The sequence below is a fragment of the Rhodococcus sp. MTM3W5.2 genome (assembly GCF_001984015.1).
Classification (GTDB): Bacteria; Actinomycetota; Actinomycetes; order Mycobacteriales; family Mycobacteriaceae; genus Rhodococcus_G; species Rhodococcus_G oryzae.
This window is the reverse complement of record NZ_CP019572.1, coordinates 4,428,751-4,449,871: the sequence shown is the minus strand read 5'-3', so window position 1 is coordinate 4,449,871 and position 21,121 is coordinate 4,428,751. Positions and strand designations below refer to the sequence as shown.

Here is a 21,121-nt window from a genome sequence, read left to right as displayed (position 1 = left end):
TCTGTGCATGTCCGCAGCCCATGCACAGGCAAGGCGAACCTTCTCTTGAACCGAACTAAGGTAGCACTTACCAGGTGCCCGCCCCTGCCGCGGCGGCGGCCCGTCCGAATTGCCCGGATTGCCGCCCGCGGGGCGGTTCCTGAACCCGCTCGGTCGTCGTGGCGGTGCGGGGTCGCGCTCTCGGGGCGGTGCCGGGCCCCTATCGTTCGGGGAATCGATTCCGGCGGAGATGGATGGGGTACAGGACATGCCGTGGGACGCATTGCTGGCCGGTGGCGATCGGATCGAGCCGGTCGAACTCGATCGGTGGTACGCCGTGGTTCGGCAACGGTGGGCGGGAGCGTCCGCGTTCGAGTCCGCGGTGCTCGGCGGTGGGTTCGCCAGCACGCCGGGTTTCGCCTTCCTGGCCGGGTATCAGGGTGGTCTGCGCGTGCTCTGGCCGGACGCGCCCGCGACATTGGGGGCGCTGTGCGTCACCGAGAACCGCAGCACCCGACCGGCCGATCTGGCCACCCGGCTCGACGGCCGGACCCTCAACGGGCAGAAGGACTTCGTCACCGCGGGCGACAGCGCCGCGTGGCTGCTGGTCGCGGCCAGGGAGGACGAGGCGGGTGCGTCACCGCGGCTGGTGCTGACGGCGGTCGCCGCGGGCGCCCCCGGCGTGACGGTCGAATCGCTGCCTGCGCTGGCGTTGATGCCCGACATCGGCCACGCGCGGCTGAGACTGACGGACGTGCCGTGCGAGCGCCTACCGGGCGACGGCTGGGACTCCTACGTCAAGCCCTTCCGCACGATCGAGGACCTGTACGTCCTCGCCGCGCTCACAGCGTGGCTGTACGGGGTGGGCCGCGACTGCGGCTGGCCGCAGGAGCTGAGGCTGCGCCTGCTCGGCCAGCTGTCCGGCGCGGCCGAGTTGGCCAGGCACGATCCCGCACGGCCGGCCACGCACCTGCTGTTGGCGGGGCTGTTCGCCGAGCAGGATGCGCTGCTCGGCGACCTCGATGCGGCCTTCGCTGCCGGTCCCGCGCACTGGGCGCGGCTGTGGGAGCGTGACCGCGGGGTGCTCCGGATCGCCGAGCACCCCCGTCGGGTACGGCTGCAGCGGGCGCTGGCCGCGCTCGACGGGACGGCGGACTCGGTCCGGTAGTCCGAGGTGGGCGCGGCGTCGTCCCGGCCGAGTCGCGGATCTGGATGATGGACGGGGTGAACGGACAGAAGCGGTGGGTGATCCCTGGGTGGGCCGTGGCGGTGACGGCCTGCGGGATGTTGGCGGTGGGTTGCGCCGAGCAGTCGAGGGTGCCGATCCCCGAAGGGATCCCGCCGGGCCCCGGTGCGCCCGTGCCCCCGATCGACATCGACGCGCCAGGACGGACCGCCGATCAGTTGCGGGACTGGGCCGCAGGCCAGACCGATGCCCTCGGCATCCCGGTCACCGCGCTCGAGGCCTACGGCTACGCGGCCGCGGTGATGGCGCAGAGCCGGCCTGAGTGTGGCATCGGATGGACGACGCTGGCAGGTATCGCGAGCGTCGAGAGCAGGCACGGCACCTACCGCGGTTCTTCCGTCGCGCCGACCGGCGACGTCAGCCCGCAGATCCGGGGGATACCGCTCGACGGGGGACCGGGGGTCGCCGAGATCCCGGACACCGACGGCGGCGCGATGGACGGCGACCCCGTGCACGACCGTGCGATGGGCCCGCTGCAGTTCATCCCCGAGACATGGAAGCGGTGGGGCGTCGACGCCAACGGTGACGGGGTGGCGAATCCGGACAACATCGACGACGCGGCGCTGACGGCGGCGCGGTATCTCTGCGCAAGGGCGGGACCTGACCTCCGAGGAGGGCTGGCGCCGGGCCCTGATGGCCTACAACCTCTCCGGCGAGTACCTGGACGACGTTCGCGACCGCGCGGCCGCCTACTCGGTGGGGATTCGGCCGTGACCGCGCGGCGCGACGACACGGCCGGTTGCTGTCGTTAGGCTCAGAACTGGCACTATGTAGCGAAATCGTCTACTGGAAACGCCGCCAAAAGGAGAACCATCCGTGGCCATCATTGAGCAGGTCGGAGCTCGCGAGATCCTCGATTCCCGGGGAAACCCCACGGTGGAGGTCGAGGTGCTGCTCGACGACGGCAGCTTCGCGCGCGCCGCGGTGCCCTCGGGTGCCTCCACCGGCGAGCACGAGGCCGTGGAGCTGCGTGACGGCGGCGACCGCTACGGCGGCAAGGGCGTCGAGAAGGCCGTCGAGGCCGTGCTCGGCGAGATCGCCCCTGCCATCATCGGCATCGACGCCACCGAGCAGCGCGTGGTCGACCAGGCCCTGCTGGATCTCGACGGCACCCCGGACAAGTCCCGCCTCGGCGCCAACGCCCTGCTCGGCGCGTCGCTTGCCGTCGCCCGCGCGGGCGCCGAGTCCTCCGGCCTGGAGCTCTTCCGCTACGTCGGCGGCCCGAACGCGCACGTCCTGCCCGTCCCGATGATGAACATCCTCAACGGCGGCGCGCACGCGGACACCGGCGTCGACGTCCAGGAGTTCATGGTCGCGCCGATCGGCGCCGCCACCTTCAAGGAGTCGCTGCGCTGGGGCACCGAGGTGTACCACTCGCTCAAGTCGGTGCTCAAGGCCAAGGGCCTGTCCACCGGCCTCGGTGACGAGGGCGGCTTCGCCCCAGACGTCGCGGGCACCAAGGAAGCACTCGACCTGATCATCGAGGCCATCGCCAAGACGGGCCTGAACCTGGGCACCGACGTCGCGCTGGCGCTCGACGTCGCGGCCACGGAGTTCTACACCAAGGGCACCGGCTACAAGTTCGAGGGCAAGATCCGCACCGCAGCCGAGATGTCGGCCTTCTACGCCGAGCTGATCGCCGCGTACCCGCTGGTCTCCATCGAGGACCCGCTGGACGAGGACGACTGGGAGGGCTGGGTCGCGCTCACGGAGCAGATCGGTGACAAGGTCCAGCTCGTCGGCGACGACCTGTTCGTCACCAACCCGGATCGCCTCGAAGAGGGCATCGTCAAGGGCGCCGCGAACGCGCTGCTGGTGAAGGTGAACCAGATCGGCACGCTGACCGAGACCCTGGACGCCGTCGACCTGGCGCACCGCAACGGCTACAAGACGATGATGAGCCACCGCTCGGGCGAGACCGAGGACACCACCATCGCCGACCTGGCCGTCGCCGTCGGCAGCGGCCAGATCAAGACCGGCGCCCCCGCCCGCAGCGAGCGCGTCGCGAAGTACAACCAGCTCCTTCGCATCGAGGAGGCCCTCGGCGACGCCGCCCGCTACGCAGGCGAGCTCGCGTTCCCGCGCTTCTCCTTCGACGGCTCGGCGAGCTGAGAACGGAAGCGGTACTGAGCCTATGAGCCAACGCGGTAGGTCACGTCCGGGCGGCAGCCCGGCCGGTCGGGACTCCCGTCGCACCCGCGACGAGTCGGCTGCGCGGCGTCCGTCGCGCGGCCGTACGACCGGACCTACCGCGTCGGCTCCCGGCTCCGGCCCCGCCGCGGGTGGTAAGCCCGCACCGGAGTTCGAGCCCGAGTCCTCCAGCGAGAAGCCCATCCGCGCACGGGGTTCGCGGGCCGGCTCCTCGGGCGAGGACAAGCCCGAACGCACCATCCTCGGGCTGTCCACCGGCAAGGCGGTGATGCTGGCGGTGGTGGTCTGCGCCCTCGCGCTCACCCTGGCCGTCCCGCTGCGCAACTACCTCACCCAGCGCAGCGAGGCGGACCGGGTTGCCGCGCAGCAGCAGGAACTCGAGGAAGACCTCAAGCAGTTGACCCGGCAGAAGCAGCAGAACGACGACCCCGCGTACATCTCCGCCGAGGCCCGGGAGCGGTTGCAGTACGTCAAGCCCGGCGAGACGCCGTTCCAGGTGCAGCTGCCGGTCGAGGTGGCGACCAGGCCCGAGCAGCTCAGCGAGCGCAAGCGCACCGGGGATCCCTGGTACACCGACCTGTGGCGGCCCATCGTGGAGCCGCAGCCGGAACCGAGCGCGACGCCAGCGCCGCCAGTTCAGGGACCGCCACCGCCCGCACCGGATTCGACCGGCGCGGGTTCGATGACCATTCCTCACGATCAAGGAGGGCCCGTCGGGTGACCGATCCGGCTGACAGCACTTCCCGCCCCGCGGTGTCCCAGGACGACCTGGCCGCCGTGGCCGCGCAGCTCGGCCGCGATCCGCGCGGCGTGCTCGCCATCGCCTACCGGGCGCCGGACGGCACGCCCGGCGTGGTCAAGACCGCGCCCCGGCTGCCGGACGGCACGCCGTTCCCCACGCTGTACTACCTGACCGATCCGCGCCTCACCGCCGAGGCGAGCCGGCAGGAGTCGGCCGGGGTCATGCGCGAGATGACCGAGCGCCTCGAGCACGATCCGGAGCTGGCGCAGGCCTACCTCCGCGCGCACGAGTCCTACCTCGCCGAGCGGAACGAGATCGATTCGCTCGGAACCGATTTCACCGGCGGCGGCATGCCCGACCGGGTCAAGTGCCTGCACGTGCTGATGGCGCACTCGCTGGCGAAGGGGCCGGGGCTCAACCCGCTCGGCGACGAGTCGGTCGCGCTGGCCGCACAGGGCAAGCTGCGCGGCACCGCCATCCCGGCGGACTGGCCCGTCTACCAGGGACCCGGTGAGACCGGGGACGACGAATGACCAGGGTCGCCGCCGTCGACTGTGGTACCAACTCGATCCGCCTGCTGATCGCGGACGCCGATGCGGCGGGACGCCTGCACGACGTTCGGCGTGAGATGCGGGTCGTGCGCCTCGGGCAGGGCGTCGACGCCACCGGCGCGTTCGCGCCCGAGGCCATCGAACGCACCCGGGTCGCGCTGCAGGAGTACGCGGACATGATTCGCGAGACCGGTGCCACCGCGGTCCGGATGGTCGCGACGTCGGCGACCAGGGACGCCTCCAACCGCGAGGACTTCTTCGCGATGACCAGGGAGGTCCTCGGCGCCGTGATCGAGGGAGCAGAGGCGGAGGTGATCTCCGGGGACGAGGAGGCACGGCTGTCCTTCGCGGGCGCCGTCGGCGAACTCGACCCTGCCGCAGGACCTTTCGTTGTCGTCGATCTCGGCGGTGGATCCACCGAGGTGGTCCTCGGTGACGGCGGCGGGGTGCACGCGGCGCACTCGACCGACATCGGCTGCGTGCGGATCACCGAGCGCTGCCTGCACGACGACCCGCCGACGGCCGAGCAGATCGCGCAGGCGCGCGAGTTCGCGCTGGCGAAGCTCACCGAGGCCTTCGATGTGGTGCCGGTGGAGCAGGCACACACCTGGGTCGGCGTGGCGGGCACGATGACGACCATCGCCGCGGTCTCACTGGAGCTGCCGCACTACGACGCCGAGAAGGTGCACCTGTCGCGGATGACGCTGCCGCGACTGCACGAGGTGAACGATTCGCTCGTGCACATGACCCACGACCAGCGCGCCGCCCTCGGGCCGATGCACCCGGGTCGGGTCGACGTGATCGGTGGGGGAGCGATCGTCTCCGACGTCCTCGCCGAGGAGCTCGCGCGCCGGGCGGGGATCACCGAACTGGTGGTCAGCGAGCACGACATCCTCGACGGGATCGCACTCTCGATCCTGTAGTGCGCCTTGATTCGTCGGCGCCCCCTGGTAGCGGATACCCCAGTGTGAGTTCCAGGGGAAGAAGATCTTGATAAAGATTTCGTAACAGTAACCGAGATTGATGCGGTTTTGTTATCTTCGTCACGGGGGCTCGAGGGTTCGCGATCAGGAGCGGCCCAGCCAACGAAAAGAAGGTAGTGCTGTGGGAAATCACCACGGGACGGGCAATTCGAACTTCATCATCGATCCACTCCCCAGGCATGGCCGGCACAGCTCGCCGGTTGACCATGGCCGGCACCGCTTGCCGGTCGACAGCGGTCCGGTTGCGGGCGCGCCGTACGGCCGCCATTGCTTGCCGACCGTCGCGGGTTTCGTCGAAGTCACCACACAGGCCAGGGTTGCCGTGCGGGGCAAGAATGCCGCGCAAGCCAAGGCTGCTGCGCACGGTCGCCACCGCGCGCCGGCCGGTCCGGGTCCGATCAAGGCCGTCACGGTTGCCGCCGCGACGGGCGCGATCCTGGTCGGAGGCACGCAGCTAGGTGCGACCGCGTCGGCAGTTCCGGTTCAGATACCCGGATTGCCGTCGATCGAGATTCCGGATGCGCTGTTGCCGGAGGGCGTTCAGCTTCCCCCGGTCAACCAGGCGCCCGCGGTTCTTCCGGTACCCCCGGCCTTCCGGGTGCCGCCGGTTCATGTGGTGCCGCAGGTAGCCCCGGTCGAGGTGCCCGGCGCGGCAGGCGCCGCGCAATGGGCGGAAGAGCAGCTCGGCGCGCTCCCGTCGAACAATCCGATTGCGGCCCGAGCCGTGCAGCCGGTATCGGGCACGCTGACGTCCCCTTCGGGCAGCGCTGGGGGACGCAGCATGGTGGTATCGACATCGCGGCGCCGATCGGTACCCCGATTCAGGCAGCCACCGACGGCACTGTCATTTCTGCGGGTCCGGCGTCAGGCTTCGGGCTGTGGGTTCGCGTACAAGATGACGATGGAACGACCACGGTGTATGGCCACATCAACGAGTTCCTGGTCGACATCGGCCAGCAGGTGGCGGCCGGTGAGCAGATCGCAACCGTCGGAAATCGTGGTCAGTCGACAGGGCCACACCTGCACTTCGAGGTTCATAATCCCGACGGGCAGAAGATCGACCCGGCCCAGTGGCTCCAGGAGCGTGGCGTTTCGCCGACCTGGAACGGCGACTAGCCTCGATCTTTCCCAGGGTTGAGCTGCCGGCCTGACTGGTGTACGCGGTTTGCGCCGATCGGTGTGGCGGACACGCTAGCATCACGTGTCCAGTTCGACCGTTTCCCGCGGTCGGACCGGTAGCGGCTGTCGCGGTGTCGGCGCCGCGGCCCCATAGCCCAATTGGCAGAGGCAGCGGACTTAAAATCCGCCGAGTGTCGGTTCGAGTCCGACTGGGGGCACTACGTGTTTTTAGTCAGAGTCGCGGGGCAGAGTCGTTTTCCTGCGAGACTTGAGAAGCTTTCGCGCCTTTGCCCACACACTCATCGAGGCGTTTCGCCCCGTCCTCGAGGTCGCCTTCGCACAGATCTGCGTAGGCGTCCAGCGTCATGGCTGTTGTCGAATGGCCGATCATCGGCTGGACGGCCTTGACGTTGGCGCCCTATGAGACCGCCAGCGACGCGGCCGTATGCCGAAGGTCACGCGCGGTGACCCGTGGAAACTCGGGCGTAGTCGAATCGACGCCCTCGGTCGCACGCGCACGGCGATCGCAAATGACCGCCAGACTGCGAAGGCCACAACAGGTCGCCCGATGCCTTCACCCTGAGTGTTTGTTCCGTTGAGCGGGAGATCGATGCAGTAGGACTCTCTTAGGTGTCCGTGTCGATTCGGGACCGCGCGGATAACGGTTGATCCGGCGTCTGACCTCCCCGCCGAGGTTTGCTTGGCGGGGAGGCCGGATTCCCTACGAATGCCTAGAGTGGGCCAGCACTTCCTCAACCTGCCCGCAGAGCGGACGCAGCCTGGACGCGCGGTTGAATTGTTTGCCGTCACCTCGGCGGACTCTGAGAGATGTGTTCTCGCAGGCGTCGTAGAAATCTCTCGCGATGCCCGTGGAGCAGCTCCGCCTCGGCCGCATTCACGGACTCTTCGTGCTGCTCGACTCTGCGCAGCTCGAGTGCGCGGGTGACGCGTGCCGGGGCAGTCTGCTCATGGAGCCGGCAGGCGCGCGCCGCTGCCGACTCGTCATGCAGCAACTCGGCGGCCGCGTGATCGCAGTCGATGAGGATTCGTTCATATCCGAGACGGAGCGCTGACTCCTCGGGAAGCCGCGCCACAGCGGCATCCTCGATCAGTTGGAGCGGCAGGCGTGCGAGCCGGTAGTTGAATCGGGCCATCGCCAGCGTGAGGCCGAGCACGGCTTCGATCGTATCCGACGCCCCGCGGCGGCCGAGGTCCCTGGAAACGGGGATACCCGGCACGGCGATATACCCAGCGGAGGGGGCTGTCAACCAAAGGGTGGTGAGAATGATGGGTTCCGTCGGCGTCGACTTCAATGTCGCGATGCAGGCCTTCCTGCACTGGCTGAGCATCAACTTCGGTATCGGAGGTGGAGTGGGTATCAGCTGACAACGGCGCCAGCCATCGGGTCGCGGATCGCACTGGTCAGCGACCCGTTTCATGTGGCGGGTCAGTGCCGTTAGTTCGAGTCCGGCTGGGGGGCACTGGTCGGTGCTGTTCCGCCGTCAGGATCCGGGCGCCCACCGCCTCGCGCCGTTACTCGATCACAATGAATTTGCCCCGCCCTACCATGGGCAGATGAGCAGTAACCCTGCTGCGGAACAAGTTGCTCGCCTGCTGGTTGAGCGGGAGGAGCTCCTGCTCAGAGTCCGCGAACTCGAAGCTCTCCTGGACCGATCGAGGCGACAGCTCGACGACGTGAACGCAGAGATCTCCTCGCTGCGCCGAGTCGAGAGCGAATTGCTCCGGCGCCACCCTGAGCTCAAACAGGAATGACTCGATACGGCGCGGTGATGCCGGTGGGCGGTGGGCGGACTCATCGAGCCTGCCCCAGTGCGGCGCTACGCAGACCTAGGGATGTCGTCCCTCTCGCGCGTTGGGTGGGGCGCCTCGATTGGGATGCCGACGAACATCCGGCGCATCACGGCTCGCGTCAACGAGCCCACGGCGCGAGTCTGGAGGTCCAAGACCGCGTCGGTCGTCGCCAACGCGAGCACCAGGGGTGTGCCGATCCACACCGGAATCTTCATCGCCTTCTCCTCGGGACTGCGGGCGCCCGTCAGTGATGGGAGTTCTGGCGGGATGACATAGGCGGCCCCGCCGACGCAGGGGGCTTTGTCGACGGGGCCTACGTCACTCATCGAGGGATGGTGGCGCGAACTCACCGTAGATGGAGCAAGTCGTTACTCGCGCGTACAAAACTGGACGGTTCTCCAGATTTGGCCGATGGCCTCCCATTTGGGTTTCACCCATGCCGGATGAGGTGTCGGTGGCACATCCGAGAAAATCTGAACTCCTCGATCGCTCGAATAGAGGAGAGAAACGGCATGGATGGTTCCGGATCCGTTGATCTGACTGCAGCGCTGACCGCGATTGGTGTCCCGGACCGCGTGGAGACACCGCTAGGCGCATTCGAGTTCTTCGACGGCGTGCCGCTACCCGAGTCGACCCGCAAGCTGTACGACGGTTTGGATTTCGTCCGGGGCATCGACGCCTTCCTCAATGCCGTGCCCGGAGCGTCTCTTGTGGCGATGAGGCGCGGCCTCCGCAGTGTCGGCGTCGACGGGCTGGGCGTCCTCGGCGTCACCGATCCCAGGGCCAACTCGGGAAGCCTGTTCCTTACCCCGAACACCGCGACCGCCTACGGGACGATGTTCATCGACCTGCGCGACGGGCCCGTGGTCATCGAGCCGCCGACGAACTCACTGTGCGTCGTCGACGATTTCTGGTTCCGATACGTGACGGACATGGGTATCGCCGGGCCGGACAAGGGGCAGGGCGGAAAGTACCTGTTCCTCCCGCCCGGATACACCGGCGACGAGCCCGACGGCTACTACATCTGTCGCACACCCACTTTCACCAACTGGGTGGTCATCCGCGCCCTCGACGGGATCGGGGCCGTCAAGCGGTCCCGCGTCTACCGGCTCTCCGACGCGGGCGCGCCCCCGAGATGGCCTTCGTCAACCTCGCGGAGCAGGTGTTCAACACCGTCCACGCCAACGACATCTCCTTCTTTCACGAGATCGACGAACTCGTCCAGGAGGAGCCGGACGGTTCACTCGACCCCGAGCGGGCCGGCCAGCTCGCGGCCATCGGCATCGAGCACGGGCGCCCCTTCGCGCCCGACGAGCGCCTCACCGCGATCCTCGACTCGGCGGCGAGGACGGCCGCGGGTATGAGCCGCGCGCTGGTGTACTTCCCGCGCGGCGCGGAGAACTTCACCTTCGACGGCGGGTCCTGGAAGGAGGCGTTCGTCGGGGGCAGCTACGAGTTCCTGCGGGGACAGGCCCGGATGCTCGACGCCAGGACGCTGTTCCACTACGCGGCCACCGTCATCACGCCGGCGATGGCCCACGCCCAGGTGGGGGCTGGCTCCGCCTACACCTACACGGCCGAGGACTCGCAGGGGCGCCTGCTGGACGGCGCGAAGACCTACCGGCTGGTGCTCCCGCCGAACCCCCGGCGAAGAACTTCTGGTCGGTCGACGTCTACGACACCCAGACGCGGTCGCTGCTGCAGACGGACAACCCGTACCCGAGCCTGATGAGCCTCAGCGGCACCGTCCTGGAGGAGCAGGACGGATCGATCGTGCTGTGGTTCGGTCCGACCGCGCCCCAAGGCAAGGAATCGAACTGGATCCAGACCGTCGCCCACAAGAGCTGGTTCCCGATTCTCCGCCTCTACGGCCCGCTCCAGCCCTGGTTCGACAAGTCTTGGCAGCCCGGCGAGATCGAAGAAGCAAGCTGAGGATCGCCCGTCAGGAGCGCGGCGGCGTCTCGCCTCGGAAGGCCTGGTGGCGGTGCATGAACTTGGCGCGGTGCCCGCGGAGGAGCTGCACCTCGTCCGCGTCCTTGACATGCTCCCGCAGCTCGGCCTGACGTTGCTCGAGCACCAGGGCGATCCGGGCCGGGTTCGTTTGTTCGCGCAGATCGCGGGCCCGCATGGCGGCGGACTCGTCATGCAGTAGAAGCGCGGCGGCACGGTCGCAATAGATGAGCATTCGCTCGTATCCCAGTCTCAGCGCCGCGCCTTCGTCGAGCCTTGTTGCGCCGATGTCCTCGATCAGCTGAAACGGAAGACGCGCGAACCGGTAGTTGAATCGGGCCACCGCCATGGGTATCCCGAGCACGGTTCGATCGTATCGGCGTCGCCCTGGGCAGGCTGTGGACAACCGCTGTGGAAATCAGCGCATGGCGGGGAGGCCGTACCTCTTGAGGGCGGCCGCGACCACGCCTGTTGCGAGGGCGGCTGCTGCCACGGCTCGAATAGCGGCCGACCTGATCCGGGGTGCTGTGTGCGATGCCATTGGTGACGGTTCTCCCTCGTTGGCGCGCCTCCGGTTGAGGCGGCGGAGCCAAAGGTATTCCACGTCACACGTGTTGGCCACCAATGGAACGCTTGGTTTCCACCGAGGTGAAACACGTTTTCGCGCTACATGAGTTGGCACAAAAAGGCTCGCCGTCCGAAGGGTGTCGGCTCAGGGCAGGTCGATGCCGGCGAAGGCGGCGGTGGACTGGCGCAGCAGATCGGTGACCCGTTTGTCCGAGTATCCGGTGGGAGTGATCACGACGCCCCTGCGCGGGCACCACACCACGCCTTTGTCGATACGGGTCGCGGATTCGGCGAGGCCGACCTCCCACTTCCCGAGCACGACCGAGTCGGGTTCCGCCGATACTTCCCAGTCGAGGATCCAGGACTCGAGGGCCGCCCACTGAAAGGCGGGGTCAGCGATTCTTGCGCGCACCGCGGCCATTGTGGCGACGCGAGAAGAAGCTGGCAAGTGTCGCACCAGAGAGCGACGCTCGGCCGACTTTCGCGGGATCGTCGAATCCCCGAACGAGCTGACCGAGTACTCGGTAGGCTCCGTCCCGAATCCGGCTCGTAGCCGCTCCATCTCACGAACTCGAGGAAGTGCATGAACGTACGTCGAGCGGCCGCGCCAGTGGTGGCCGAATGGAGCCGACGAGCCCTCATCGGCTCGGTCGGAGTTCTCATTGCCGCCAATCTGCAAGCACCGCAGGCGATCGCATCGACGGGCGACGAGGTTTCCGTCTACCTCACCACTCGTGACCTGAGCTCGACGCTGGCGCGCCAGCCCGATCTGGCCTTCGGGCGAGCGGCTGCACCGGTCGGAGAGCGCATCGAAGTCGATCCCGGAGCGAAGGGCCAGACCCTCACGGCCGGCTTCGGTGTGGCGATGACCGAGTCCTCGGCCTTCCTGCTGCAGGACAAGTTGCCCACAGCGACACGCAACGAGGTGATGCGCTCGCTGTTCTCGCCCGACGAGGGGATCGGACTGTCGTTTCTGCGGATTCCCATCGGCGCCACCGACTATGTGGTCGGCGAGCCCGCCACCCTCGACGACCAGCCACCCGGCGGGAGCGACCCGTCGTTGTCGGGCTTCTCCATCGATCGCGACCGGAAATACCTGATACCCGCGATCCAGCAAGCGCTGGAGATGAATCCCGACATGAAGGTGATGGCCAACCCGTGGACGCCTCCGGCCTGGATGAAGTCCGATGACGCGCTCGTCACGAAGACCGGGCCGTTGGGCCACCTGAAGCCCGAGTACTACGGCGCGTACGCAAACTACCTGGTCAAGTATCTGCAGGCCTACCGGGACCAGGGAATCGGCGTCGACTACCTCGGCATCCAGAACGAGCCGTTGACGCCGCTGGCCTTCGTCATCGGCATTCCGGAGAGCTTCATGGACCCGATTCAGCAGGGGATCCTCATCCGCGATCACCTCGCCCCTGCGCTGGCCGAGGCCGGCCTGTCGCCGGGTGTGCTGGCCTATGACGACGGCTTCCAGCGGTCGGAGGTCTACATCCCTAGTGTCATGGGCGTGGCGGGCGAGCAGGTGGCCGGTTTCGCCTACCACTGCTACCTGACCGACCCGTCGAGCATCGAGGTACAGACCCGCGCCTATCCGGGCAAAGAACAGCTGGTCACCGAGTGCTCCAGCAAACTGAGCAATGTCGACCCGCAACAGATGATGATCCGATCGCTGCGCGCGGGTGCGGGCGGTGTACAGCTGTGGAACGCGGTGCTCGATCAGGACGGCGGCCCGAAAATGGGCAACGGCTGCCGGGGAATCGTCGCGCCGTACGCCGGCCAGGACTGCATCGCGCCTGTTGCCGTCGACACTGACAAGGGCACCTACAGCCTGACCTCCGACTACTGGGCGCTCGCGCACTTCAGTCAGTTCATCCGGCCCGGCTCGCGTCGGCTCGCGTCGTCGACACCCAGTGCGTGCCTCACCACCCCGGTCTCCGGCCACCGCTGCGGTCTAGAGGACGTCGCCTTCGAGAACCCGGACGGCAGCCGCGTGCTCGTCGTCACCGCCAACGACGGCGCGGACCACACCTTCACGGTCACCGAATCGGGCCGCCAGGTCACCTATTCGCTGCCGGACGGCGCCACCGCGACTCTGGTATGGAACGGAACCGGCGAGCAGCGGGTTCAGGAGTAGGCGGCGGCCTTCAGGTTCTCGAACGATTCGCGCAGCAACTCGGCGTAGCGACGGTCGTCGCGCAGCTGCCGCGGGTCCGCGGTGATGTTGACCGCCAGGGAATCGCCCACCGAACTCACCGAGTGCACCACGCCGCCGAGGCCGACGAGCGGGGCCACCCCGAAGTTCGCGGCGACGGTGGACCCGCACAGCACCATGTCGGCTGGGCCCTTGGGCACGTTGGTGACCAGGGTGTTGGCGAGCCGGATGGTCGACGACCGCCGGGTGGGGAGCGCGCCGAGGACGCGGAGGCCGTTCCGCACCACGAACCCAGGGATCGAATTGGCGAGCGCGTCGAACTGCGTCTCGCCGGGGCCGGTCTTGCGCGCCGTGTCCATCAGTACCGAGCGATGGATCGCCCGGGCACGCTCGATGAGGTCGGGGAGGTCGGTGTGCAGGTCCACGGCGAGGGTGACGAACCGGTTCCGGGAGGTCGCCTCGGTGACATCGCGGGTCGAGAGCGGGACCCCGGCAGCCAACGATCCGTCCGGCGCGGGGCCGACCTCGCACAGATATCTGTGCAGGGTCGAGCCGACGATCGTGAGCATCAGGTCGTTGACGGTTACGCCGCCGATCGCGCTCCGCATCGCCCGCAGCTCGGGGACCGAGAAGAACACGGCGTCGAAGACGCGATCCGGGCCGAGGGGTTGATTCAGCACAGTGCGCGGGCGCAGCGCGGCGGGAGCCTCGTACATCCCCTGCGCGCGCTCCGCCCGCATCAGTCGCTGGACCCGTCGCGCCCGGGGTACGACGCCGGCGAGCAGGCAGAGGTTCCGGGGTAGGGAGGAAACCGCGGCGGCGGCCATCGAGTACCGGGAAGGAATCGCAGCCACCGCGGCCGGGCGCTCATCGATTGGCAGGTTCTCGGTGAACAGCTGTCGGGAGATCCGGGCGCCGAGGCCGCCGTCCGCCATCGAGTGGTGCATCTTGATGGCCACCACGGTGGCGTCGCCCGGGATCTCGTCGACGCCGGCGACCCCGGTGACGACGTGGATCTCCCACAGGGGCCGCGACGGGTTCAAGGGCCGCCGCTGGATGTCCGCCAGCAGCGTCCGCAGTTCCTCCCAGCCTCGCCCGTCGTGGAAGACGATGTGGTCCTCGGCTGCGAACGCGGGATCCTCGGCCCAGTACGGGTGATCGAGGTCGAAGGGAACACGGATCATGCGCTGGCGCAGGATGCCGATCCGGCCGGCCCGTTCCGTGATCCACCGCAGCAGCTCGTCCCGGCTCGGCCGGGGGCGCCCACCCGAGTCGAAGGCGTAGGTCGAGACGGAGGTCTGATTCGCCGCCGGCGTCTCGACGTACGCGAACACAGCGTCGCGCGGATCGACCTGCATCGTGAGTCCCCCTCGGGCCGAGCGTCGGCGGCCCGGTAAACGTACCGCCCAGTTCGATCCTCGGCTGGCGCCCACGCCGAACTTCCGCCGGCGCACTCATAGCACCCTCATTGCCCGATCTCGGTCAATCGGGCGCCGCCTGTCGGGTGACGTCGGTCACTGATTCTTTGCCGTGGTCCGGCGCTCGAAACTGGGTGGCTCGGCCCGCGGTCGACGCAAAACCGGCCGGTTTGTTATCTCGTCGTTACTCAAACCGTCTCGCGCGGGTTTCAACGGCTGACCACCTATTTCTATCTGCGTGACGGGCGGCAGCGGCGACTTACTGCAGGTGGGATGGCACGTCGCGTCGGGTTGATGGACGCACCGTGGGGCTCGTCGATCGCGTTTGGCGCGATCAAGATCGTATTCAGATAAAGATCTGATCACGGTGGACGTATCGATATCGTTTCGTTACCTTCGTTTTGGGGGTCCGAGGTTGCACGGCCCAAAAGGTGCGACCAAGAAGCCAACGAAGATGAGGTAAAAGACTGTGGGAACTCTCCGCAGGACGTTCAATCGTTCCAGCTCGATCACCACCGCGCGTCGCCTGAAGGGCGCAACCGTCGCCGTCGCGACCGGCGCGATCCTGGTCGGCGGCATGCAGCTCGGATCCGCCACCGCGACCGCCGCGCCGATCGATCACCAGGCCTTCGCCGCCGTGCCCTTCCAGCTTCCGCAGGAACTGCTTCCTCAGGGAGCCCCCGCGGCACCGGCTCCGCTGCCCGAGATCACCGGCGCGCAGCAGTGGGTCAACGACCAGCTCCGCGCGCTCAACCCCGGCGGGTCGGTCGCCCCGCTCAAGGCGCGCACCGTTCAGCCCGTCAACGGCCACATGACCTCCGGCTACGGCGCTCGCTGGGGCTCGCATCACGGCGGTATCGACATCGGCGCCAACCTCGGCACCCCGATCATGTCCGCTGCCAACGGTGAGGTCATCTCCGCGGGCCCGGCCTCCGGCTTCGGGCTGTGGGTCCGCGTGCGTCACGACGACGGCACCGTCACCGTCTACGGACACGTCAACGAGTACACCGTCAACGTCGGCCAGCGGGTCGAGGCCGGTCAGCAGATCGCCACCGTCGGCAACCGTGGCCAGTCCACCGGACCGCACCTGCACTTCGAGGTGTGGGACGCGAACGGTGTGCAGCAGGACCCGAGCGAGTGGCTGGCGGCCAACGGTGTCGCGGTGACCTGGGGCAGCGCCTAACCCTCGTCGAGGCTGAGGACCACCACGCGCGGGGCGTGGGCACGCTGTCGGAAGACTGCGATGCTCACGCCCCGCGCGCTCGGCGTCTCAGATGCCGACGGCCGTCTCGAGTGCGTGCAGCTCGGCGTCGAGGTGGCCCAGGATCGCCTCGACGTCCGGCAATGCCCGCCTGCAGCCGGTCAGCCCGAACGCGATCGCGTCGTCGGAACTGGTGCAGGTGATGTTCAGGGCCTGGCCCTCCTGCGGGAACGCGATCGGATACAGCCCGTCGAGCCGGGCCCCGTTCCAGTACAGCGGTGTGCGGGGGCCGGGAACGTTGGAGATCACGACGTTGAACGGCGGGCGGACCGCCCCGCTGCTGCCCGCGACCACGTGCAGCGCCGCAGGCACCATTCCGGCCGCGCTCACCGCGAGGATCTGCGACGAACTCATGCCGATCATCGACTCCTTGCCCTCGAGCATCGACGTTCGCACGGTCTCGAGCCGCTGCGCCGGGTCGGCGGAGTGGGTCGCGAGGTTGCACATCAGCACGCCGAACGAGTTGCCCGCCTGGCTTTCGTCCGGGCCGCCGCGCAGCGACACCGGCACGGCGGCGATCAGCGGGACCTCGGGCAGGGCCTCCTGCGACTGCAGATACGTGCGCAGGCCGCCCGAGCACATCGCGAGCACCACGTCGTTGACGGTGGCGTCGGACGCCTTGGCGATCAGGCGGAGTCGCTCGATCGGCCAGGACCGCGCGGCGTAGCGCCGTGCCCCGGCGATGGGCACGTTGAGGATGGTGTTCGGGGCCGCAAATGACAGGGAGCCGCCCTGTTCGCGGAGCGCGCGGACCACGGTGCCCGCGAGCGCCGAGCCGAGCCCGGCTGCCCCTCCCAGCAGCGACGCGGCCCCGCGGACCGCGGCGGCGGGCAGTCCGAGGACGCCGCCACCGTCACCGGTCTCGACGGCCGGTTCGTCCGATGCGGGGCGCGCAGGCTCCGGGTCCTTCATGTCCCAGACGGCGGGCATCGCCCGGTCCGTCGGGTCCTCGCTCAGTGACTGCGCCAGCAGTCGCATCGCCGAGACCCCGTCGGCGAATGCGTGGTGAAACTTCGTGTACACCGCGAATCGGCCATCGTTCAGGCCCTCGATCAGGTGCATCTCCCACAGTGGACGGTGGCGGTCGAGGGGGCCGAGTGCAGTTGGGAGCACAGGTCGAGTAGTTCACGCATGCCGCCGGGCTGCGGCAGGGCGTCGTGGCGCACGTGATACCCGAGGTCGAACCCGTTGTCCTCCTCCCATGCCCACTGTCCGAGTGTGGACCACGAGCGCGTCGGCCGCTGGCGGAATCTTTGTGCCGCAGTATCATTCGCGAGAGCGGCATCGAACGCCGCGCGGACGTCGGAGGCGGTGGTGCCCTCCGGCGGCTCGAACAGCTGCAGCCCGCCGACGTGCATGGGGTGTTCGCGCGATTCTGCCAGCAGCCACATCGAGTCGGCGGGAGACATAGACAGCGGCATGGGCGGCCCTCCTGGGTTCTCGACCGCTGCCCCGGTCGGATTGTGGATTCTGTCGAATTTGTTGTACCCGTTCGTGTATCGCCCCGCTACTTGTCACTTGTCCAGTCATGGGACGGACGGCCGAGGTGGTCGCTCGTCCATGTCGCGGCCGGGACCTGGAACAATCGAGCGGTGCCGGTCCCCGAAGAAGTCCTGTCCCGACTGCGTCGGTTCCCCGACGTGGAGGCGCCGAACCTGTTCGCTGTCGACGCCGCGGATCGGCTGATCCTCGACGAGGCGGGCCCGTCGCTGGAGGCCGCGGCGGACGCGACGGTCGCGGTGATCGGCGACCACTACGGCGCCCTCGCCCTTGGGGCGATCGCGGGCTTCGGCGTCACCGACGTCCGGGTTCACCAGGACCCGATCACCGGCGAGCTCGCGCTGTCGCACAACGCTGCGCGAGCCGGGCTGCGCGAGGCCTACCGGTCCTGCGGGCTGGACGAGTCCCTGCTCTCGGGAGCGCGGGTGGTGCTGGTCCAGTTGCCGCGCAGCCTGGCCGCCCTCGCCGAGATCGCCGAGGCCGTCGCCCGGCACGCCGATCCGGAGGTGGTGATCTACGCGGGCGGCCGCGACAAGCACATCACCCCCGCGATGAACGAGGTGCTCGCCCGCAGCTTCGGCGACGTGCATGCCACCCGTGGCAGGCAGAAGTCCCGGGTGCTCGTCGCCCGCGGCCCGCTCGATCCGCCCGCCGAGCCGACCTACCCGCTGCGCGAGCACCTGGGCGAGCTCGACATGGAGGTGGTCGCGCACGGGGCCGCCTTCGCGGGCACCAAGCTCGACATCGGAACCCGGTTCCTGCTCGACTACCTGCCCCGGATGAACCCTGATGCGCGATCGGCGGTCGACCTCGGTTGCGGCACAGGGATTCTCGCAGTGGCCCTGGCTCGTTCCCGTGACGACATGCGGGTGATCGCGACCGATCAGTCCGCCGCGGCCGTCGCGTCGACGGCGGCGACCGCGTATGCGAACGGTGTCGGCGACCGGGTGACCGCGCTGCGGGACGATGCGATGTCCACCCTCGGCGATGCCACGGCCGACCTGATCGTCTGCAATCCGCCGTTTCACGTGGGTGCGGCCGTCCACACCGGGGCGGCGCTGTCGATGTTCCGCGGCGCGGGCCGGGTGCTGCGCGAGGGGGTGAGCTGTGGACCGTCTACAACTCACACCTGGGATACCGCGGTGCGCTCAGGAAGTCGGTCGGCCCCACCGAACTGATCGGGAGGAACCCGAAGTTCACGGTCGCCCGGTCGGTCAAAGGGGCGTGACGGTTCGGCCCGCTACTTGACCGGCCCGCCGCCGATCGGGTCGCCGTCGAACTGGTCGCGGTTGATGCCGAGGTCCTCGATGATGACGCCGTCGACCACCTCCGCCTCGACGGACTCGGGATCGCCCGGCTGCTGACCGTCGTCGTCGAGCGGGGTGTCGGGCTCTTCTTCGGCGAGCCGCTCGTCGAGGGTCTCGCCCGCGGCGGCCTCGGCCGCGGTCGTTCCGAAGCGATCGGCCTCGCTCCAGTGATCGGGGGCGTCGACGACATCGTCGCCGTCGTCGTTGCGAACCTCGTCCGAGTCGAGCGACTCGCTGGCGTTGAGGGTCTGGCCCGGGCCGTCCTCGGTGCTCATGTGTCAATAATGCCACCGTTGGGTGCAATGTCGTGCCAGGTGAACCTCGTTTTCGTGCGAGGCGGGCGCGATCCCGGCCCGGTAGAGTCCCCACTGTTCCTGTTGGCGACTCGTTTAAGTTCGAAGCGCTGGGAACTTACGGTCACATGTGAGACGTTTTACCAACAGAACGGGATTTCCCGTCGCGGTCGGGCCACAGCGGCACGGCAGGATCCCCAGGGATCCACCTATAGAAGGGACACGCACGGTGCGCACCACCAGCAACCCGGTGTTCCGCAACCTCCCCAAGCAGGAGGGCAGCGGATACGCCTCGTTCGGTTCTGCCGCGGCAGGCGCGGGGCAGATGACACAGCAGTTCGGTCAGCCCCAGTACACGCAGGCTGAGCCGTACACGACAGGTCCTGCTCAGCGGGCCATGACCATCGACGACGTCGTCACCAAGACGGGCATCACGCTCGGCGTGCTGACGGTCGCGGCGATCATCTCCTACGTGCTCGTCAACTCGAACGTCGACCTCGCGACGCCGTTCGTGATCGGCGGCGGACTCATCGGGCTCGTCCTGGTCCTGGTCGCGACCTTCGGCCGCAAGATGGACAACCCGGCGATCGTGCTGGCCTACGCCGCGGCGGAGGGCGTCTTCCTTGGCGCGCTGTCGTTCATGTTCACCGACATCACGTTCGGCGGCACCGGCGGCTCCACCCTCATCGCCCAGGCAGTGCTCGGCACCTTCGGCGTGTTCTTCGGCATGCTCGTGGTCTACAAGACCGGCGCCATCCGCGTCACCCCGCGGCTGACCCGGATGATCATCGGCGCACTGATCGGTGTCGTGGTGCTCTCGCTCGGCAACCTGATCGCCAGCTTCTTCACGCCCGGTGGCCTCGGCCTCCGCGACGGCGGCGGACTCGCGATCATCTTCAGCCTCGTCTGCATCGGCATCGCCGCGTTCAGCTTCCTGCTGGACTTCGACGCCGCCGACCAGCTGATCCGCGCGCAGGCGCCGGAGAAGGCGGCCTGGGGCGTCGCGTTCGGTCTCACCGTCACCCTGGTGTGGCTGTACGTCGAGATCCTGCGACTGCTGAGCTACTTCAACAGCGACTAGTCACCGCACGCCTGACCACGAACGGGCGGTTACCGGGGCAACGGCCGAGAGGCCTCCTCGATAACCGCCCTTTCGTTTTCATACCGGGGCCCCGGCGGCCAGGAGTTTCTCGCGAACCCGCCAGACCAGCGCGGCCGGTCGGTCGTAGAGCAACTCTGCCCCGACCCGCACCACCGTCCAGCCGAGCGCCTCGATTCTCGCCAGGCGCTCGATGTCCCATGCCCGCTGGCGGCGCTGCTTCCAGTGGTGTTCGCCGTCGTACTCCACAAGCACCCGCCACACCCGCCAGCCCATGTCGGCGCGGGCGAACTCCCAGCCGTCCTCCGCGACGAGCACGATCTGGGTGTCCGGTCGGGGCAGCCCGGCGTCGATGATCTCCAGCCGGGTGTGGGTCTCGGGCGGGGACTCGGCACCGCCGTCGACATCGGCGAGGATCGACCGCAGCGCGGCGATTCCGCGAGCACCCGGGTGCCGGTCCGCGAGGATGCCTACTTCTTCGGGCTTCAGGCCGGTGGCATGGCAGAGCGCGTCGAGCGCCACGATCGCCTCGCGCCGGGGGAGGCGTCGCCCGAGGTCGAACGCCGTCCGTGCCGGCGTCGCTACCCGCATTCCCTCGCCGAAGGTGCTCTCGCCGGGTTCGAGGCGGTAATCGTGCACGAGCAGATTCGGGGCCGGCCGGTGATGCCCCGACCTGATCACCTCGGCGGGCGCGCACGCGTCGATCCACTTGGAACCGTGCAGGGCCGCCGCCGAGAACCCGGTGAGGACTGCATCCGGGGCTGCGAAGACCCACGCGGCGCGGGCGCGTACAGCGGCTGTGAGCTCGACACGCTTGGCCACGTAGACGTCGCGGTAGAGGCGGGTGAAGTCACGGCGAAGTTGGTGTTCAGTCAGCCCGCCGTTGGCGATGGCCATCGAACCACGGAACGGCGCGTCGAAGGTCCCCATCGCCTAACCCTGCCGGGCCCGCACCACCGTAAAGGGGTGCCAGGCGACATGTGCA

Annotated in this window: 18 protein-coding genes, 1 tRNA gene and 4 pseudogenes; 15 read left to right on the top strand and 8 right to left on the bottom strand. The window is 68.4% G+C overall.

The features are described from left to right. Positions 1 to 229 precede the first annotated feature (229 nt). The 8 genes and pseudogenes from BTZ20_RS20130 to BTZ20_RS20095 all read left to right on the top strand — a co-directional run bounded on the left by BTZ20_RS20130 (position 230) and on the right by BTZ20_RS20095 (position 6,989). Entirely contained in the window at positions 230 to 1,147 is a 918-nt protein-coding gene (locus BTZ20_RS20130) for an acyl-CoA dehydrogenase family protein (protein WP_223263430.1), read from the top strand. 116 nt (positions 1,148 to 1,263) lie between these two features. After that, a pseudogene (locus BTZ20_RS20125) lies at positions 1,264 to 1,939 on the top strand (lytic transglycosylase domain-containing protein). Positions 1,940 to 2,041: 102 nt separating this feature from the next. After that, on the top strand, positions 2,042 to 3,337 hold the full coding sequence (eno, locus tag BTZ20_RS20120) for a phosphopyruvate hydratase (protein WP_077042577.1): 1,296 nt from the start codon (positions 2,042 to 2,044) through the stop codon (positions 3,335 to 3,337). A gap of 22 nt (positions 3,338 to 3,359) precedes the next feature. Further along, positions 3,360 to 4,097 (top strand): septum formation initiator family protein, encoded by a 738-nt coding sequence (locus tag BTZ20_RS20115; protein ID WP_077042576.1) that lies wholly within the window; start codon positions 3,360 to 3,362, stop codon positions 4,095 to 4,097. Further along, positions 4,094 to 4,651, top strand: a complete 558-nt coding sequence (locus tag BTZ20_RS20110; RefSeq protein WP_077042575.1) for a DUF501 domain-containing protein — start codon at positions 4,094 to 4,096, stop codon at positions 4,649 to 4,651. Before BTZ20_RS20115 ends, BTZ20_RS20110 begins: the two co-directional genes overlap by 4 nt. Further along, the gene (locus BTZ20_RS20105; protein ID WP_077042574.1) at positions 4,648 to 5,592 is read left to right on the top strand and encodes a Ppx/GppA phosphatase family protein; all 945 of its coding nucleotides are present in this window, start codon (positions 4,648 to 4,650) and stop codon (positions 5,590 to 5,592) included. Before BTZ20_RS20110 ends, BTZ20_RS20105 begins: the two co-directional genes overlap by 4 nt. 382 nt (positions 5,593 to 5,974) lie before the next feature. After that, a pseudogene (locus BTZ20_RS20100) lies at positions 5,975 to 6,768 on the top strand (M23 family metallopeptidase). Positions 6,769 to 6,915: 147 nt separating this feature from the next. Beyond that, positions 6,916 to 6,989, top strand: a tRNA-Leu gene (locus tag BTZ20_RS20095). A 588-nt stretch (positions 6,990 to 7,577) separates the two neighbouring features. Here the strand turns inward: BTZ20_RS20095 and BTZ20_RS20085 are convergent. Beyond that, a complete protein-coding gene (locus tag BTZ20_RS20085) occupies positions 7,578 to 7,946 on the bottom strand; it encodes a hypothetical protein (protein WP_411269088.1) in 369 nt (122 codons plus the stop codon). A gap of 400 nt (positions 7,947 to 8,346) precedes the next feature. Between BTZ20_RS20085 and BTZ20_RS26910 the strand changes: the two genes are divergently transcribed. After that, on the top strand, positions 8,347 to 8,544 hold the full coding sequence (locus BTZ20_RS26910; RefSeq protein WP_145982368.1) for a hypothetical protein: 198 nt from the start codon (positions 8,347 to 8,349) through the stop codon (positions 8,542 to 8,544). 65 nt (positions 8,545 to 8,609) lie between these two features. On the opposite strand, the gene BTZ20_RS26905 is transcribed toward BTZ20_RS26910, so the two are convergent. Then, on the bottom strand, positions 8,610 to 8,909 hold the full coding sequence (locus tag BTZ20_RS26905; protein WP_145982367.1) for a hypothetical protein: 300 nt from the start codon (positions 8,907 to 8,909) through the stop codon (positions 8,610 to 8,612). 6 nt (positions 8,910 to 8,915) lie between these two features. Between BTZ20_RS26905 and BTZ20_RS29545 the strand changes: the two genes are divergently transcribed. Both BTZ20_RS29545 and BTZ20_RS29930 read left to right on the top strand, forming a co-directional pair. Beyond that, entirely contained in the window at positions 8,916 to 9,947 is a 1,032-nt protein-coding gene (locus BTZ20_RS29545; RefSeq protein WP_411269087.1) for a DUF1254 domain-containing protein, read from the top strand. Positions 9,948 to 10,005: 58 nt separating this feature from the next. Next, a complete protein-coding gene (locus BTZ20_RS29930) occupies positions 10,006 to 10,515 on the top strand; it encodes a DUF1214 domain-containing protein (protein WP_411269160.1) in 510 nt (169 codons plus the stop codon). A 10-nt stretch (positions 10,516 to 10,525) separates the two neighbouring features. Here BTZ20_RS29930 and BTZ20_RS20065 read toward each other — a convergent pair whose 3' ends face one another. Both BTZ20_RS20065 and BTZ20_RS20060 read right to left on the bottom strand, forming a co-directional pair. Continuing rightward, positions 10,526 to 10,897 carry a hypothetical protein gene (locus BTZ20_RS20065; RefSeq protein ID WP_145982366.1) on the bottom strand — a complete coding sequence of 124 codons (372 nt, stop codon included), beginning with the start codon at positions 10,895 to 10,897 and terminating at the stop codon, positions 10,526 to 10,528. A gap of 348 nt (positions 10,898 to 11,245) precedes the next feature. Next, entirely contained in the window at positions 11,246 to 11,512 is a 267-nt protein-coding gene (locus BTZ20_RS20060; RefSeq protein WP_145982365.1) for a hypothetical protein, read from the bottom strand. A gap of 201 nt (positions 11,513 to 11,713) precedes the next feature. Here BTZ20_RS20060 and BTZ20_RS20055 point away from each other — a divergent pair, with 201 nt between their 5' ends. Then, complete coding sequence (locus tag BTZ20_RS20055) at positions 11,714 to 13,240, top strand: glycoside hydrolase family 30 protein (RefSeq protein ID WP_189636517.1); 1,527 nt, start codon at positions 11,714 to 11,716, stop codon at positions 13,238 to 13,240. Here BTZ20_RS20055 and BTZ20_RS20050 read toward each other — a convergent pair. After that, positions 13,231 to 14,616: a wax ester/triacylglycerol synthase domain-containing protein gene (locus tag BTZ20_RS20050; RefSeq protein ID WP_077042568.1), complete on the bottom strand. Its 1,386-nt coding sequence runs from the start codon at positions 14,614 to 14,616 to the stop codon at positions 13,231 to 13,233. The genes BTZ20_RS20055 and BTZ20_RS20050 overlap by 10 nt on opposite strands. A gap of 529 nt (positions 14,617 to 15,145) precedes the next feature. On the opposite strand from BTZ20_RS20050, the gene BTZ20_RS20045 reads away from it, so the two are divergent. Continuing rightward, complete coding sequence (locus tag BTZ20_RS20045) at positions 15,146 to 15,859, top strand: M23 family metallopeptidase (protein WP_077042567.1); 714 nt, start codon at positions 15,146 to 15,148, stop codon at positions 15,857 to 15,859. Positions 15,860 to 15,946: 87 nt separating this feature from the next. Here the strand turns inward: BTZ20_RS20045 and BTZ20_RS20040 are convergent. Continuing rightward, a pseudogene (locus BTZ20_RS20040) lies at positions 15,947 to 17,358 on the bottom strand (WS/DGAT/MGAT family O-acyltransferase). A gap of 171 nt (positions 17,359 to 17,529) precedes the next feature. Between BTZ20_RS20040 and BTZ20_RS20035 the strand changes: the two are divergent. Then, positions 17,530 to 18,665, top strand: a pseudogene (locus BTZ20_RS20035) (class I SAM-dependent methyltransferase). 12 nt (positions 18,666 to 18,677) lie between these two features. Here BTZ20_RS20035 and BTZ20_RS20030 read toward each other — a convergent pair. Further along, positions 18,678 to 19,019 (bottom strand): hypothetical protein, encoded by a 342-nt coding sequence (locus BTZ20_RS20030; RefSeq protein WP_077042566.1) that lies wholly within the window; start codon positions 19,017 to 19,019, stop codon positions 18,678 to 18,680. Between the two features lie 247 nt (positions 19,020 to 19,266). Here BTZ20_RS20030 and BTZ20_RS20025 point away from each other — a divergent pair, with 247 nt between their 5' ends. Further along, a complete protein-coding gene (locus tag BTZ20_RS20025) occupies positions 19,267 to 20,118 on the top strand; it encodes a Bax inhibitor-1/YccA family protein (RefSeq protein ID WP_077042565.1) in 852 nt (283 codons plus the stop codon). 78 nt (positions 20,119 to 20,196) lie between these two features. On the opposite strand, the gene BTZ20_RS20020 is transcribed toward BTZ20_RS20025, so the two are convergent. Beyond that, complete coding sequence (locus BTZ20_RS20020; RefSeq protein WP_077042564.1) at positions 20,197 to 21,066, bottom strand: hypothetical protein; 870 nt, start codon at positions 21,064 to 21,066, stop codon at positions 20,197 to 20,199. Positions 21,067 to 21,121: the final 55 nt, after the last annotated feature.